At 64.7% G+C, this 15,242-nt stretch carries 12 protein-coding genes; 5 read left to right on the top strand and 7 right to left on the bottom strand.

Going from position 1 to position 15,242, the window contains the following annotated elements; translation table 11 throughout:
- Window positions 1-4: 4 nt before the first annotated feature.
- Together ACERK3_08545 and ACERK3_08540 are read right to left on the bottom strand one after the other, a co-directional pair.
- Entirely contained in the window at window positions 5-766 is a 762-nt protein-coding gene (locus ACERK3_08545) for an ABC transporter ATP-binding protein (protein MFA9478343.1), read from the bottom strand.
- Window positions 767-1,007: 241 nt separating this feature from the next.
- Window positions 1,008-2,285 (bottom strand): ankyrin repeat domain-containing protein, encoded by a 1,278-nt coding sequence (locus tag ACERK3_08540; GenBank protein MFA9478342.1) that lies wholly within the window; start codon window positions 2,283-2,285, stop codon window positions 1,008-1,010.
- 615 nt (window positions 2,286-2,900) lie between these two features.
- Between ACERK3_08540 and ACERK3_08535 the strand changes: the two genes are divergently transcribed.
- Window positions 2,901-4,370, top strand: coding sequence for an alkaline phosphatase (locus ACERK3_08535; protein MFA9478341.1), 1,470 nt, complete (start codon window positions 2,901-2,903; stop codon window positions 4,368-4,370).
- On the opposite strand, the gene ACERK3_08530 is transcribed toward ACERK3_08535, so the two are convergent.
- On the bottom strand, window positions 4,367-5,623 hold the full coding sequence (locus ACERK3_08530) for an MFS transporter (GenBank protein MFA9478340.1): 1,257 nt from the start codon (window positions 5,621-5,623) through the stop codon (window positions 4,367-4,369). The genes ACERK3_08535 and ACERK3_08530 overlap by 4 nt on opposite strands.
- 215 nt (window positions 5,624-5,838) lie before the next feature.
- Here ACERK3_08530 and ACERK3_08525 point away from each other — a divergent pair, with 215 nt between their 5' ends.
- Window positions 5,839-6,027, top strand: a complete 189-nt coding sequence (locus ACERK3_08525; protein ID MFA9478339.1) for a hypothetical protein — start codon at window positions 5,839-5,841, stop codon at window positions 6,025-6,027.
- 33 nt (window positions 6,028-6,060) lie between these two features.
- Here ACERK3_08525 and ACERK3_08520 read toward each other — a convergent pair whose 3' ends face one another.
- Together ACERK3_08520 and ACERK3_08515 are read right to left on the bottom strand one after the other, a co-directional pair.
- Window positions 6,061-7,278 carry a folate-binding protein YgfZ gene (locus ACERK3_08520; protein MFA9478338.1) on the bottom strand — a complete coding sequence of 406 codons (1,218 nt, stop codon included), beginning with the start codon at window positions 7,276-7,278 and terminating at the stop codon, window positions 6,061-6,063.
- A gap of 56 nt (window positions 7,279-7,334) precedes the next feature.
- Entirely contained in the window at window positions 7,335-9,146 is a 1,812-nt protein-coding gene (locus ACERK3_08515; protein MFA9478337.1) for a hypothetical protein, read from the bottom strand.
- 59 nt (window positions 9,147-9,205) lie between these two features.
- On the opposite strand from ACERK3_08515, the gene radA reads away from it, so the two are divergent.
- A complete protein-coding gene (gene radA, locus ACERK3_08510) occupies window positions 9,206-10,648 on the top strand; it encodes a DNA repair protein RadA (protein ID MFA9478336.1) in 1,443 nt (480 codons plus the stop codon).
- A gap of 63 nt (window positions 10,649-10,711) precedes the next feature.
- Window positions 10,712-11,935 carry an endo-1,4-beta-xylanase gene (locus ACERK3_08505; protein MFA9478335.1) on the top strand — a complete coding sequence of 408 codons (1,224 nt, stop codon included), beginning with the start codon at window positions 10,712-10,714 and terminating at the stop codon, window positions 11,933-11,935.
- A gap of 87 nt (window positions 11,936-12,022) precedes the next feature.
- Here the strand turns inward: ACERK3_08505 and ACERK3_08500 are convergent, their stop codons facing one another.
- Window positions 12,023-12,964, bottom strand: a complete 942-nt coding sequence (locus ACERK3_08500; GenBank protein ID MFA9478334.1) for an NAD(+)/NADH kinase — start codon at window positions 12,962-12,964, stop codon at window positions 12,023-12,025.
- A gap of 152 nt (window positions 12,965-13,116) precedes the next feature.
- Here ACERK3_08500 and ACERK3_08495 point away from each other — a divergent pair, with 152 nt between their 5' ends.
- Window positions 13,117-14,100 (top strand): alcohol dehydrogenase catalytic domain-containing protein, encoded by a 984-nt coding sequence (locus ACERK3_08495; GenBank protein ID MFA9478333.1) that lies wholly within the window; start codon window positions 13,117-13,119, stop codon window positions 14,098-14,100.
- Window positions 14,101-14,217: 117 nt separating this feature from the next.
- On the opposite strand, the gene ACERK3_08490 is transcribed toward ACERK3_08495, so the two are convergent.
- Window positions 14,218-15,237, bottom strand: coding sequence for a hypothetical protein (locus ACERK3_08490; protein ID MFA9478332.1), 1,020 nt, complete (start codon window positions 15,235-15,237; stop codon window positions 14,218-14,220).
- Window positions 15,238-15,242 lie beyond the last annotated feature (5 nt).

The raw sequence follows: 15,242 nt of genomic DNA, 5'->3' as shown, positions 1-15,242 counted from the left end.
TCGTTTACCAGGTGAGCTTGTTGGCCGGCACCCGCCGGTCGTTATGGTGCTCGCGGGCGATGTTGCCGTCGGAAAGCGAGACGACGCGGTCGGCCATGTCGGCGATGACCGCGTTGTGTGTGATCACCGCCGTGGCCGTGCCAAGCTCGCGGTTTACCCGGTCGATCGCTTCGAGCACGATGATACCGGTGTGCACATCCAGCGCACCGGTCGGCTCGTCGCAGAGCAGAATCTGTGGCCGCTTCGCGATCGCGCGGGCAATGGCGACCCGCTGCTGCTCGCCGCCAGACAGTTGCGACGGGAAGTGATCCATCCGGTCTGTGAGGTTGACCATCGCCAGCGCGTCGCCTGGCTGCATCGGGTCGCGCGCGATCTCCGTGACCAGCGCCACGTTCTCCCGCGCTGTCAGCGACGGAATCAGGTTGTAGAACTGGAAGATGAACCCGACATGATCCCGGCGGTAGCGGGTCAGCTCGGCGTCGCTCGCGCGGGCGAGGTCTTGGTTGTGGTAACGGACCTGCCCGGCGGTGGGCGTGTCGAGTCCGCCGAGGATGTTCAAGAGCGTGGACTTGCCGCTGCCGGAAGGCCCGAGCAGCACGAGCAGCTCGCCTTCGTGCAGGTCGAGATCGACACCCCGTAGCGCGTGCACCTGCACTTCGCCCATGGTGTAGACCTTGGTCAGACCGCGTGCTTCGAACACGCGCGGTCGAGCGTCGGGCGGTTCGGCAGATGGGGGATCATGATCGGTTGTTCGGGTCGCGTGCATGCGGGCCTCGGAGTCGAGCCGGGGGCTTCCGGGGGGCGTCCGGTGGGGCGTCCGGGGGCATGCGGATATGGTAGCTGATGCGCTCGCGGGCGGGTGCGGCGGTTCAACACGACAACGCGGGTTCCCATTTAGCCGCGGGCCTTGGCCCGCGCGTTCGACCCGCAGAGCCGAAGAGCGCGGTGCGAGCACCGCGGCTAAATGTTGCAAGCGCAGAGGCGGCGTTGTCGTATTGAGCGGTTGGTTAGCGTTTGAGTTCGGCGCGCAGTTCGTTTTCGCTGAGTTCTTCGCGGAGTGGAAGGAGGTTTTCGCCGTCGAACTCGAACTCGTATGTTCCGAGCGTGATGGTTTCGCCGGGGCTGAGCAGGTGCGGCGCGTGGACCTTGCGGCCGTTGATGATCACGCCGTTATGCGAGCCGAGGTCTTTGATCATGTACGAGCCTTGCTCGAAGGTGATCTGGGCATGTTTGCGTGACAGCGTTCGGCTGCGGTAGCGAACGTCGCAGTCGGGGTTGCGGCCGATGATCACCGAGCCGGTGTCCAGGGGAATTGGATCGCCCACGAAGCCCATCGCACTGCGAGCAGCCATCGAGCCGCTGGTTGTGCCCATACGCGAGTTGTGGCTGTCGTGGGCGAGCACGGCCTGATCGACCTGCGGCTGTTCGTCAAAGCTCATACGGCTGCCGTTCGATGAGGCGCCGTTGGCGTTGGCGTTGACGTTGGCGTGGGCGTGGCGATGCTGATAACGCATCCAGCGTCCGCCATGCTTGCGCAGCAGGCGGACGAGCGGGTCGTTTTCGTTGTCGCCTTCGAGATAGTTGAACAGGTCCAGCGGTGTGTTGCCGCCGGCGTCGACAGCGTTGACGTCCGCGCCGTGTTCGATCAACAGCCTGGCGGAGCGTTCCATTCGTGCCCGCTGGTGTCGCTGCGCGGGGTGAAGGCGACTCGCCGTGGTGTGGTCGGCATGCACCACCACAAGATGCAGCGGCGTACGCTGATGCGTCGTATTGCACGGGTCAGTCTCGACGTCGGATTCGAGTACACGCTTGACCGCTGTCTCGCAGCCGCCCGCCGCGAGGCAGTGCAGCACGGTGTTGCCCTCGTCGTCGGTCGCCTCCAGCCGGGCGCCGTTGTCCAGCAGCAGGTTCGCCACGTCGTCATGGCCCGCCATGGCAGCGCGATGCAGGGCGGTACGGCCCGAGCTGTCCGTGGCGTAGACGTTGGCCTGGCGAAACAGCAGCAACTCCACCACTTCCTGATGCCCACCCTCGGCGGCCTCATGCAACGGCGTCGCGCCATCCGCCTCCGCGTCCACATCCGCGCCGGCGACCAGCAGCAACTTCACCTGCTGGGCCCAGCCACGCCCGGCCGCGGCGTGCAGCGGTGTCATCTGATCAGTCAAATCGGGCTCACGTCGGCAAAGCTTGTACGGCGCACACGCCTGTGCCAGCGACGCGTCCGATTGCAGGAAATCGCGCACCTGGTTCACATCTTCTGCGAGCAGGGCTTCCCAAAATCGCATTTCCGGCTTTTTGCTGAACCCGAACATCGAAATGTCCTTTCGCGCAAGAGGTGCTCGGCGCGACGGTCTGAAGTGTCGATCGGCCAGATGAATTACGCGGCCACACTTCGTCCGCTACCCGAGGAAGCGCCGAAGCGCTTCTGTCGCAACGTGCCAGAACCGCTCTCGAATCTCGCGGCCCCGCAAGCCTGCCAACCCGAGGCGGCAGTGCAACTACGCAGGGGCCTCCCTATCACCCACCCCGCCGGCCGAAGCCCGTTAAACATGCACCCGACTGCTACTTCATTACACCCCGTCACCGCTCGGGCGTCAAGACTTAACCGCACATAACGCGCGTAAAATCACTTTGCCACACAACTTGATCGTCGTACGTCGCAGGCACCCGCCAGCCATTTACAGAAAATGCACCGCAGCAGGACCGCCTGACTCAATCCGATGCACAAGCGACGCCGGTATCTGTAGACACAGCGATCGTCAATGCGATCAGCTAAGCAGGAAATCCTGTGGTGTCGCGTGGGCCGATTTCCCGCCAGAGGCTGTCGACGAAGGGGCCGTGCTGGTACCATCGCCTTGACGTAAACGACTTGGCCTGTTCACTTCTGGAGAAACCACACGATGGATCGACGACGTTTTCTTCAACTGGGCGCAGCCTCGCCGCTGCTGCTGGGACTCGGTTCGGTGGCAGGCGAAGCGCGGGCGCAGCAGCGTCAGCCGGGCAATGCAGGCTCGTCCGGCAACGGCAAGGCGCGTAACGTGATTTTCCTTGTCAGCGACGGCATGAGCATGGGCACGCTGACCGCTGCTGACCAGTACCTCTACTGGCGTGATGAGCGGCACACGCACTGGATCGACCTTTACATGCAGCGCGACTTGCCTGTGCATCGCGGGCTGATGGACATGAGTTCGCGCAACGCCATGGTCACCGACTCCGCCGCTGCGGCCGCATCATGGGGTTGCGGACACCGCGTGAACAACGGCTCGGTGAACATCGGCCCCGATGACGAAGAATACCCGACGATTCTGCAAATCGCCCGCGAAGCGGGCAAGGCAACCGGCCTGGTGACCACCACGACCGTGACGCACGCCACCCCCGCCGGCTTCGGCGCAAACGTAGCCAGCCGCGGGCAAGAGGCAGACATTGCCAAGCAGTACTACGAACGCGGCTACGACGTGATCCTCGGCGGCGGCAACCACTACTTCGACCCCGAACGACGCGACGACGGCGAGGACCTGTACGGCAAGTTCGAGCAGGCCGGGCACGAAATCATCCGTGACCGCGATGCGCTGCTGGCACTATCCGACAGCGACGTCGGCGTGCTTGGAACCTTCAGTAATTGGCATCTGCCGTACGAGATTGATCGGCTTCACAATGAACAAAGCAAGCAATCCGTCCCCACGCTCGCCGAGATGACCGATGCCGCCTTGCAGCGGCTGAATCGCATCGGCGACGGCTTTGTGCTTCAAGTCGAAGGCGGCCGGGTTGACCACGCCGCACATGGCAACGACCTGGGCGGCCTGTTGTTCGACCAGCTTGCGTTTGACGACGCGATCGGCGTGGCGCTAGCGTTTCAGCAGGAACACCCGGATACGCTGGTGATCATCACGACCGACCACGGCAATGCGAACCCCGGCTTTCAGGCGGGCCCGGACCTGGGGCATGGGCAGTTCGAGAAGCTCTCGCGTTTCAAGGGCACCGGCCTCACGCACATTGTCCCTGAGCTTAATGAGGAAGTCAGCCGTGACACGATTCGTGATCGGTTCAAGGAAACGCTCGAACTGGAGATCAGCGACCGCGAAACGGACATGATCTACGATTTCGTCCGTGGCGACTATGAACTGCCTTATCACCGTACGAACCACATCCGCAGCCTGGTCGCGAAAGTTGTCGCGAACCACCTGGATTTCAACTGGATCGGCCGATCGCACTCGGCGGACTATGTCGAACTCGCGGCCACCGGCCCCGGCGCGGAGCAGGTCGGCCCGTTCACCAAAAACACCGATCTGCATCAGTTCATGCTGAAGGCGTTGGGCATTGAAGCGGTGCAGGAAGCCGCGAATCGTCGAGGCGTTCGCGTGTTTGCCTAACGGCTGACCTCGGGCTGGGCAGTCGGCTCGCGGTAGAACAAGGCGAACAGTACGGCGGCGGCGGCGCAGACCAGGGCGGAATAGCCGAACACCGCCAGCAGTGAGATGTCGGCGATAAAGCCGCCGAGCACGGCGCCGATGATGCGGCCGACGCCGTAGACGGTCATGGCGTACAGGCCGTGGATCGAGTTGCGGTAGCGGTTGTCGGCCTGCCGGTTGAGGAAGATCGGCGGGGCGACGTGGATCACCAGCACATGCAGGCCGTGCAACAGCTGCGTGGCCACAGCCATCGCGACGCTCGGCCAGGTGTAAAGCAGCAGCATGCGCAGCGCCATGGCGATGATGCCGATCGCCATCAGCCAGCGGATGCCGAACCGTGCCATCAGCAGGCCGAACCCGAGCATGAAGAATACTTCGATCGCCACGCCGAGGTTGGTGATCAGGCCCACCCATTCGTTGGGCACGCCGACCTGTTCGGTGAGGTACAGCGGGTAGAAGGCGTAGTAGGCGCTGTTGGCGATGTGGGCCAGGAACATCGCGGCGCAGAACACCAGTACATGCGGGCGGAGCATCGCGTGCAGGGCGTCGATCGTGGGCAGGCGGTTGTTGCCGTTGGCGAGCGGTTTGTTGTTGTTTGCTTCGGGTTGATTGTTATTCGTGGGCAGGGGCACATCCGAGGCGGGCCCGCCGCCGCGTGGCGTGGAGCGTGTGTGCGGCAGGGCGGTGGTGTTAAGCATGCCGATGAGCCCGAACGCGCCGCCGACGACGAGGATCGCCCCGATCGGCGCGCCGTTGACCAGCGCGAGGTAGAGGATCAGCGACGGCAGGATGAAGCCCACCGTGCCCCACACCCGCACGCGATGGTACGGCACGGTCATGCGCCCGGCCGACTGCCGCTGCGCCTGCACCTGGAAGTTCAAGCCATCCTGCAACGGCATCATCGACACGAACGCGAGGCAGAACAGCGCGTGCACGAGGAAGATCGGCCAGAACCCGTCAACCAGCAGCATGGCAGCCAGCGCCGAGCCGCTGGCTGCGAAAACCGCCGCCAGCAGCGTCTTCCCCTCAAGGTGTGCGTCGGCCAGCAGCGTCAACGCCACGGGGCTGAGCAGAATGGCGATGCCCATCATGCCCAGGATGTAGCCGACCTGCGTGTTGGTGAGATCCTGGGCGCGGAGGTAGACGGGCAGGTAGGGCAGCACCGAGCCCATCAACGCGTAGCCGAGGAAGTAGTTGATCTTGATCGCACGCACGGTCGGCCAGTATAGGCGCGACCGCCTTGCCCGTTTGTGCCGGCTGTAACGTCTGCGGTGCGGGCTTGCGCGCGAGGGAGGCGTCGTGCAGGTAAAGCGGTTGGCCGATCGGCTCGATATTCAGCATGTGGCCCGGTGGTTGGTGCTTAGCATGCCTGGTGTGTCATGCGGCAACGCGGCCACGGATTGATGAACACCACATTGGGGAATGAGTGATGGCTTCCAGTACGCTTCGCATGATCTGCCCGAATCTTAAATGTCGGTCGGTGTTGTCCGTTCCGGCCGCGGCTCGCGGCAAGGTGGTGCGGTGTCGCCAATGTCGGCAGCGCGTGCAGGTGCCCGTCATCGCCACACCGCCGGCGAAACCCGCGCCCGCAGCGGCGGACGAAATGGTTCAGGATTGACGCTTGCCCATCAAGTGAACTGAAACGGCGAGCCTACTGACCACCCGCGTCATCGCCCGCGACGAAACGCAGCGCCTGCACCTCGGCGTCAACCAGTTCGCCTTCGGCCACCACCGCCAACTTTGTGCCCGGCGTGTGGTTGCCCCACTTGATCACCGCGAACGCGATCGGCACGTTGCCCAGCAAGGGCGATAACGTCGAACTGGTCACGCCGCCGACGATGTTGCTCTTGGCCATGCCCTCACCCTTCGCCGTCGGCTCGTATACCGGTGCGCCGGCCACCGGCAGCGCTTCGCCGATCACTTTCAGCCCCACCAACACGCGGCGCGGATGGCCGAGGTTGTGCATCCGTGCGACGATCTCCTGCCCGAGGTAGCAGCCTTTGTTGAAGCTGACCGTTTCTTTGAGCAGTCCCGTCTCGGCCGGCAGCGAGTCAGCGCCGAAGTCGATGTGGAACAGCGGCGAGCCGGCTTCGATGCGCGTCGTGTTATATGCCGACCACCCGACCGGCCGACCACGCAGCCCCTCACGCCGTTCGCGGGCGTAAGCTTCGTCCGGCTCGACATCACGCTCGGCGTCGTAGCCCGCGGCGTCCAGCAGCTTCGCATAGACCGCGTCCGCTGCATCGCTGGGCACGAACAGGCGAAACGCCGGCGCACCGACATCGTCCCAACGGTACACGGTTGTCAAGGCGTCGCCGAACTTGAGCACGTGATGCGTGCCCGGCTCGATCTGCCCGGCTTCCGTGCCATCTTCACGCAATGACTCGACCAGCGCCACGGCGGCCGGCCCCATCACCGCCATCGCTACACGCTCGTCGGAAAATGTTTCGATCGTGACGTCTTCCGCGAACAGCTTGGCTTCAAGCAGCTCTTTCAATGCAACGATGTCGAGGCGATCCAACTCCAGCCAGGTGCATGCATCGCCATGGTGCACAACAACGTCGGCGACGATGCGTCCTTTGTTGTTCAACTGAAACGCACGGCGGGTCGCGCCGCCGGTCATGCCGTTGATGTCCTGCGTGAGCATGCGATGGAGGAAGTCTTGCCGATCGTCGCCGGTGAAGCGGAGGATGCCGCGCTGCGGCAGGTGCATGATGCCGACACGCTGGCGGATGGCGGCGTATTCGAGCGGAAACTGGCCGAAGCTTTCGACGATCTCAATGCCGCCATGGTCCGGCGGCGGGCCGTAGTTCATGGTTTCCGCGCCGGCGCGTTCCTGCTGCTGATGAATGGTGGGGTGTTGGGTCATGGTTGTCGTATCAGTTCAAGGTCGATGATCTCGTCGCCACAGTGTAGGGCGAAGGTTCACGGTGTGAAGCGGGCCGCTTCGTGCGCTGGGCTGCGAAGCGTGTGGCGGTGCAACAAGTACCAGCTACGCAGCACATCCACCTGCATCTGCTGCAACGGCCGGTCGGCCCACCACCACAGCGGCGGCGCGTCGTCGGGCAGGCTTCGTCGGGCGATGTACCACCAACGATAATGATCGAAGAGCTGCACCAGGTCGATCGTGGGCTCACCCTGCGGCGCGAGCAGTTCGTCCCACGCGGCTGCGGGATCGCGATGCAGCAGCGCCAGCAGCATGCTCGACTTCGGCAGCTCACGCCGAGCGAGCAACCGCGACGCTCGGCCGTCGAGCGTCGGCTCTGCACCTTGCATCCACAACCCCAGTCGCATCATCTGCCCGACCGCCCAGTTCGACTGCCGACTCGCCCGCTCGCGCAGCAACTCTAATTGTAAACCCGTCATGCCCGCGAGCATGGCTCCGCTGATTTTCGCGCCGTCGTGATAGTCCACCAGCAGCTCAGCGATCGTTGCATCGAGCACGTCGTTATCGAATCGTTCGACTGCGACAACGCACGCCAGGTCGCGTAGCCTCGCTTCGCCATGCCGAAGCAACGGGCGCAGGTCGCTCATGTTCGGCTCGGCCGCGGTCGCCACACGTAGCAGTCGAACCATATCGCCCGCCGGTGGCGCGTCGGGCATCGCGTCAGGCGATGTGCCCGTAAGCCAATGATGCTCCAGCACCGCCAACTCGCGCAATGCGTTGGCCTGGTCATCCCCATCGCTTGTATGTAATGACTTCGTCGCGCCGCGATGCAGCGCCGCCAGTTCGATGCGGTCCGCCTTGCCCGACTCTCGTCGTTGCGTGGCCAGTTCCGCCAGCAGCGCCATGGCCTGTTCGGTCGTCGGCACACCCCGCACGGCCCGCCACAGCACGACGCCGTCCACCTGCTCGCCCGCCACCGCTGTCTCGATCATCGGCAGCAGCGCCTCGGCCGCGGCGTCGGCTTCCGCAAACGCCAGCGCATACGCCGCCGCCCGCCGTACGCGCGCCGGCACGTCGACGTCGTTCATGGCTTCGGCTGCGACCAGCGGACGATCCGGGTTCGTCTGGACCGATGCCCACACCATCGCTTCGGCAACGCTCGGCTGGGCGTCACGCCAGTTTGCCGATCGGCCGAACACCGGGTCTAGCAACCCCACCAGCAGCCACGCCTCGCGCGCGATCGCAGGCTCACCATCATGCGTCCGCCCGACGATAAGCGATTCGTAAGGCAGCCGAGCCTCCGCGGAGCTTGTCGCGCCGGCCAGTTCCGCCGTGGCTGCGAGGGCGTTGTAACGCACGTTTGCATCGTCATCGTTCACCAGTGTTTCGAGCAGTTCGGCGAGACGTTCGTCATCGGCCATGTCCGCCAGCGCCGTCAGTCGTTGCGCCGCGCGCAGCCGTGACGTCGGCTCGGGCAGTTCCGCGATCGACTTCAACCACCGCAGCCACGGCTCGTCCGTCACCGTCGGCCGCCGCCACACGCCTGCCAGATCCAGCGCCCGCACAAGCGCCTGAAAGTGGTCCTCGTCCGTCATCTGCTCCAGCTCGCGCACCGCCCCGTGGCGGACCCGCTCGTCGTCGGCAGCGCGTCGAAACACGAAGTTCAGTGCCCGCTCGCGTCGTTCGAGATCGTCGGCCGACAGGTCGCGGAGCATCATCCACCGATGCACATCAGGCCCGAACCAGTACACGCCCGGCAGCACGAGCGTCAGCGACAGCATGACGCTGATGACCAGCGCGATGAGATGCGACCGCCGCCAACCGGGTTTTCGCGTTTGTGGCCGAGCCATCCCATCAGCGTAATCAATCGACAGGAACCCCGCGCCGCTGGCTGCTATGCTTACGGTCTATGGCCCGCAGCAGCGTCCAATTCATCTGTCGATCGTGTGGCGGCGTGCATGCCCGGTGGTTGGGTAAGTGCCCGGACTGCGGCCAGTGGAACACGCTCGAAGAGTACCGCACCGCCTCGGTTGGCTCGAAACGGGACACGCAGCGTGGCGTCGCGGGTGAGAGCGACAGTGTCAATGCGCCCAAGGCAGTGCCGCTGCACGAGGTGGCCGACGACATCGCCGGGGCTCGCATCAGCACAAATATTTTTGAGTTCGACCGCGTGCTCGGCGGCAGTATCGCCTCCACCGGTGGTGCTATGACCGCCAGTAGCGACCCGAACGGGGCCGGGGGCGGGCTCGTGCCTGGCAGTGCCGTACTGCTTGGCGGCGATCCCGGCATCGGCAAGTCGACACTGCTGCTGCAAGCTGCGCATGAGCTGGCCCGCACCGGCAAGCGCGTGCTCTATGTCACCAGCGAAGAGTCCGGCCAGCAGCTTCGCGTACGAGCCCAACGCCTCGGCGCACTCCGCGATCACGGCGACAACCTCTACGTGCTCGCCGACACGAACCTCGCTCGCATCGTCGAGCAGGCACGGCAGGTCAAGCCCGACGTCATGGTCATCGACTCGATCCAGATGATCTACAAGGGTGATCTTCCCGCCGCCCCCGGTAGCGTGACGCAACTGCGTTCGTGCTGTCTCGAACTGGTCTACTATGCCAAGGCGAGCGGCACAGCCATGCTGCTTGTCGGCCACGTTACGAAGCAGGGCACGGTGGCCGGCCCGCGCCTGCTCGAACACATGGTCGACACGGTGCTCTATTTCGAGGGCGATCGTTATCACAGCCATCGCGTCATCCGCGCCACGAAAAACCGCTTTGGCACGACATTGGAAGTCGGCCTGTTCGAGATGGGCGAAGACGGCCTGCGCGAAGTGAAAGACGGCGCGGGTGTCGCGGCGGCGGAATATCAGTCGCGGCCGGGCTCGGCAGTGTGCCCGCTGATGCAGGGCTCGCGATGCCTGCTCGTCGAGGTGCAGGCGCTGACCGCCACCGGTGTGCTCGGCGCCGCGAAGCGGAAGGTCAGCGGGCTGGACTCGAACCGGCTGGCGATGCTGATCGCTGTGCTGGAAAAACGGGCGGGCCTGCGGCTGGCGGACCAGGACGTGTTCGCCTCAAGCGTCGGCGGTATGCGTGTGGTCGAGCCGGCAGCTGACCTGGGCGTTGCGCTCGCGATCGCCGGGGCGCATCACAACCGGCAACTCGGTGGCGGCGTGGCGGCGATCGGCGAGATCGGCCTCGGCGGTGAACTGCGTCACGTCCAACGACTCGATCAGCGCATACACGAAGCGGCTCGGCTTGGGTTCAACCTGATCTATTGCCCGCCGACGGACATCAAACCGCCGAGCGGCACGCAACTCGTCGCCGTGCCGACGCTGGACCGCGCGTTGCAGGAACTGGTTTGACGATTGCATTGAAGCGGCCGACGGGCTGTGTGTCGTCGACCGATTTGAACCAAGGAAAGCAATATGACTCGCGTGCGCTGGATGTGGATCGTTGTTGCATGGCTTGTCGCGACGCCGGCTACGGCACAGGTGCTCGACGGCGAGTGGGTGCGACGCAGCGAGCAGCGCATCGCGGACGCACGGCAGACGGACCTGCGTGTCGTCGTGCTCGATGCAAACGATCGAGCGGTGGTCGACGCACCGGTGCGCGTCGAGCAGGTGCGGCATGACTTTCCGGTCGGCTTCACGCTGCGCGACACGACGTGGCCGAGCGCGTACAACGCCGACGCGCCGCTGTGGCGGGTTTTTAATGCAATCGCGATCGACGGCGTGACCGGCTGGTCCGCTTATGACGAGGCCGACCGCGATGCATTGGCGAAGGTCATTCAAGAAGCACGCCAGCGCGGGATGTTCGTGCGGTGGGGCGGCGGCATCGCGGCGGACATGGCGCGCAACCCGGACTGGCTTTCGGATGTGGCGGCCGACGATCAACGGCTTGCCATCGAAGCACACGCGCGACAGATAGTGCAACGCTACGGCTGGCAGGTTGATCAGCTCGACCTTTACACCCATGCCCTCGATCATGACCTGATCGAACGGCGGTTCGGCTTGCCAGCGCTGCGCGGGTTGTATGAACAGGCCCGCGCGGACAGCCCGAACCTCAAGCTGGGCGTACGCGTGCACGATCGACTCGTCGGCGACCGCTTGCAGGAACTGGTGCGGGCGATCACCGACTGGCGGCACAGCTTCGTGCCGGTGGACGTTGTGGCGATCGAGCAGCGCGTTCGCGGCACGCTCGCGCAAGCGCCGGTGGAGCGGGCGCTGTCGTGGTTGAGCGAACTGGATGTGCAGGTGGTGCTCGTGGGGCTGGAGGTCGGTGGGGTGAGTGACGCGGCGGCGGCGATGAATCTGGAAACCCTGTTGCGGCTGCTGTTCGCGGATGAGAACGTGGGCGGTATCTGGTTCGGCGACATGTCGGCCGAGGAGGTGGGCACGCCTTACGCCGAGCTGTTTGATGCGGACGGCGAACTGACGCACGGGGGGCAACTGGTGGACCGACTGTTCAGTGAGTTGTGGTGGACGGATGAAACACTGCACACCGATGAGTTGGGCAACGCGCGAACGCGGGTGTTTGCCGGGACGCATCGCATTACGGCTGAGCTTGGCGAAGGGCGGTCGGTGGAGATGACCGTTCATGTGCCGATGGATGCGGACGAGCGGATGGTGGTGGTGCAGGAAGGGTTTTGATTGCTGATTTCTGATCGCTGATTGGTATTTGCGCGATGACCTCACGTTGTCAATCAGCAATCAGCGATTAGGAATCAGTGATTGCTATCAGACCGACCGCGGCCGGGCTGCCCAGTGCATTTTGTGGGCGAGCATCTTCCAGTAGTTGATGTCGGGGTTGTGAACGAGTTGCAGGGCGCGGGGATGTTTTTTGACGAGGATCTGCTGCCCGGCTTCGAGGTGGGCGGAGACCTGGCCGTCGATGACGAGGGATGTGCCCGCGTTGGCGCGTCGCAGGGCGAGCCAAGTTTCGCAGTTGGCGTTGAAGACGATGGGGCGGAAGGCGAGGGTGTGGGGGCAGATGGCGGTGAGACAGAGGCCGTCGATGCCTGGTGAGACGATGGGGCCGCCGGCGGCGATGTTATAAGCCGTCGAGCCGGATGGGGTGGAGACGATGACGCCGTCGCCGGTGAAGGTGGTGGCGCTCGTGCCGGCGTGTCGGGGCTCGATGGCGAGTTCGAGTTCGATCATGCGGTAAGGCGGGCCGGCGGTAATGACGGCGTCGTTCATGGCGATGGCGTAAAAAGACGGGGCGGGCATGGTCGCGCCGTTGCCGCCCCATTCCGGTGCGCCTTCGGGGTAGACGAACACGTCGATCATCATTCGCCGACTCATCCGGCAGCTGCCGTCGGCGATCTCGGGCCAGTGGTGCTTGAGGTCTTCGATGGTGAACTCAGCGAGGAAGCCGAGCTTGCCGAAGTTGACGCCGAGCAGCGGCATGTCGCGATTGATGAACGCGCGGGCCTGCGAGAGAAACGTGCCATCGCCGCCGAGCACGATGGCCAGGTCCGCTTCGGGCAGGTCTTGCGCATCGCTTGGCTGGAGCTTGTCCGTGTCGACCTCGGCGGCGATGTTGACGCGCTCGTCCAGCCAGGGGCGGAACTCGCGCAGCGCCTGGGTTACCAGCGGCTTGCCCTTGTTGGCCAGGATCAGCACGTGCTGGATCGGCCGCGGCAGCGGCGATGCGTCGGCGATGGGCAGTTCGGTCATGGCTCCAGTGTACCGGAGCAGGCAGGCCCGGGCGCGGCGGCGACGGCCGATGCACGGTTGCGATCAAAGGCCATGCCCCGGAACAGCCGACAGTAACGATAGGTATCGTTTATCAACCCCGCCGCAGCAGCCCTGCCCAGGAACCCCAACGCGTGCAAGCCATTACTTTCGACGGCAAGCAGCCGAAGTTCGTCACCAACCGCCCCCACCCCGAGCCGACGAGCGGCGAGGTGGTGATTCGTCCGACGCGCCTGGGCATCTGCTCGACAGATCTGGAGATCTGCCGCGGCTACATGGGCTTCACCGGCGTGTTGGGGCATGAGTTCGTCGGCGTGGTCGAGTCGGTCGCGCCCAAGGCCGGGCGGGAGGTTCGGCAGTGGGTGGGCAAGCGCGTGGTGGGCACGATCAACTGCACCTGCGGGCGCTGCGATATGTGTCGCAAAGGCCTCAAGGAACATTGCCGGGATCGCACGGTGCTCGGCATCGCCGGCCGCGACGGCTGCTTTGCTGAGCAGTTCGTGTTGCCGGCTCGCAATCTGCTGGAAGTGCCCGAACACGTCGACGACGACCAGGCGGTGTTTACCGAGCCGCTGGCGGCGGCGTACCAGATCGTAAGACAGTTGACGGTCGAAGGCAGGCCTTACATCACCGTGCTCGGCGATGGTCGGCTGGGCCTGCTGTGCGCCCAGGTGCTCAGCCAACTCAACGCGACGGTGCGCTGCCTCGGCAAGCATCCTGAAAAGTTGCAGCTTTGCGAAAAGTGGGGCGTGAAGCATCGGCTGGTCAGCGAAGTGGGTTTGCGACAGGATCAGGACATTGTCGTGGACTGCACTGCCTCGGCGACCGGCCTGCCGATGGCGATGCAGATGGTGCGCCCGCGCGGGACGATCGTGTTGAAGACGACCGTTGCGCCGCAGGTGGACGGGAAGCAGATCGACCTTTCGCCGTTGGTGATCAACGAAGTGAACGTGGTGGGCAGTCGATGCGGGCCGTTTCCCGATGCACTCGCTGCGCTCAGTGCGCAGCAGATCGATGTGGTGAGCCTGATCAGTCGGCGGATGCGCCTCAGCGATGGTGCAGACGCGCTGCGGACCGCGCGGCGGTCGGATGTGGTGAAGGTGCTGCTGGAAGTATGAGCGGCTGCCTGTGAACGGGAACGTTTAGCCCCGCCGCCCACGGCGGGGCACGCCCGCGCCTCCTCGTCCCAGTACCCCCGCGTGGGCGCGGGGGCTAAACATTTTCGGGGATGAGCATCACGCCTGGCGGCAGAGCATTTCGCGGGTGATGCCGAGTGTGGCGAGCGCAGGTTCGATGTCGCGGTAGAAGCGTTTGGCGTCCGTGGCGTAGCCGGCGGTGGGGGCGACGTCGGGCAGGTGGCTGGTGAAGTAAGCGTTGAAGCGGGTCATGAGCAACTCGCGGGTGTACTTGCTGATCATTGATGCGAGGGCGACGGGCATGTGGGCCTGTTCCGCGTCGACCTCAAAGGTGACGGTCATGCTCCGGTCGCCGGTTTGGAGGCGGTAGGCCGAGCGGCGGGGCGTTTCTTCGAGCACGGTCATGGCGGTGTCGGGGAAGTTGATCGCCAGCAGTTCGCGGTAATGCGTTCGGCCGCCTTGCCGATCGACGGCGACGAAGGGCGCGTGTTGGCCATGCGTTTGCCAGATGTGTTGCAGATGGTTGGCGACGAAGGTGAAGCTGGTGGCGGCTTTGGATCGCGTGGCGGCGACCATTTTGTTGAAGCGATCTTCGAGCACGACGGCAGCACCGACGTCGGCGACCGTGACGCCCGCATGTTTGCAGCCGGCGGTCAGCATGTTGCGCGCAATGGCTAGCTCGCCCGCGTCGACACAGGTCGGTATCGCGTTCCACGGCCGATCGTTGCAGGGTGCATACCACGGCAAGTGGTCGAGCGTTTCGTGACATCGCTCGCCGAGGCAGGCCAGCCAGTTGTCGAGCGTGGCTGGTGCATGGCCCGCTGCGCCGGCGAACGCGAGGCAGCCGGTTTCGAGATGGCGGAGGCCGGCGGCGGGGGTGGTGAGCTTTTTCGAGTCGTTGACAGCGATGCGTCTTCGTTTGTCGTTGGGCTTACGGCAGACGACTTTCGCGAGCGTTTGCCACAACGCAGGCGGCTCGTTCGGGGTGGGATGGTCCGGCAGCACGAACACCGCTCGGCCGACGAGCAGCGGTCCAAACAGGGGGCCATAGCCCGCTTCATCAATACCGGCGTAGACGAACATGGTGCGCAGTGTTACCGCATTTGCCGTGGGGGGCAAGGGGG

The organism is Phycisphaerales bacterium AB-hyl4 (assembly GCA_041821185.1).
GTDB lineage: Bacteria > Planctomycetota > Phycisphaerae > Phycisphaerales > Phycisphaeraceae > Natronomicrosphaera > Natronomicrosphaera hydrolytica.
The sequence above is the reverse complement of the archived record's forward strand: the minus strand, read 5'-3'. Positions and strand labels throughout refer to the sequence as shown.

Bases quoted from the DNA above. Each gene is read 5' to 3' on its own strand.
- ACERK3_08545 (MFA9478343.1), bottom strand. From the start codon at position 766: ATGCACGCGACCCGAACAACCGATCATGATCCCCCATCTGCCGAACCG.
- ACERK3_08540 (MFA9478342.1), bottom strand. From the start codon at position 2,285: ATGCGATTTTGGGAAGCCCTGCTCGCAGAAGATGTGAACCAGGTGCGC.
- ACERK3_08535 (MFA9478341.1), top strand. From the start codon at position 2,901: ATGGATCGACGACGTTTTCTTCAACTGGGCGCAGCCTCGCCGCTGCTG.
- ACERK3_08525 (MFA9478339.1), top strand. From the start codon at position 5,839: ATGGCTTCCAGTACGCTTCGCATGATCTGCCCGAATCTTAAATGTCGG.
- ACERK3_08520 (MFA9478338.1), bottom strand. From the start codon at position 7,278: ATGACCCAACACCCCACCATTCATCAGCAGCAGGAACGCGCCGGCGCG.
- ACERK3_08515 (MFA9478337.1), bottom strand. From the start codon at position 9,146: ATGGCTCGGCCACAAACGCGAAAACCCGGTTGGCGGCGGTCGCATCTC.
- radA (MFA9478336.1), top strand. From the start codon at position 9,206: ATGGCCCGCAGCAGCGTCCAATTCATCTGTCGATCGTGTGGCGGCGTG.
- ACERK3_08505 (MFA9478335.1), top strand. From the start codon at position 10,712: ATGACTCGCGTGCGCTGGATGTGGATCGTTGTTGCATGGCTTGTCGCG.
- ACERK3_08500 (MFA9478334.1), bottom strand. From the start codon at position 12,964: ATGACCGAACTGCCCATCGCCGACGCATCGCCGCTGCCGCGGCCGATC.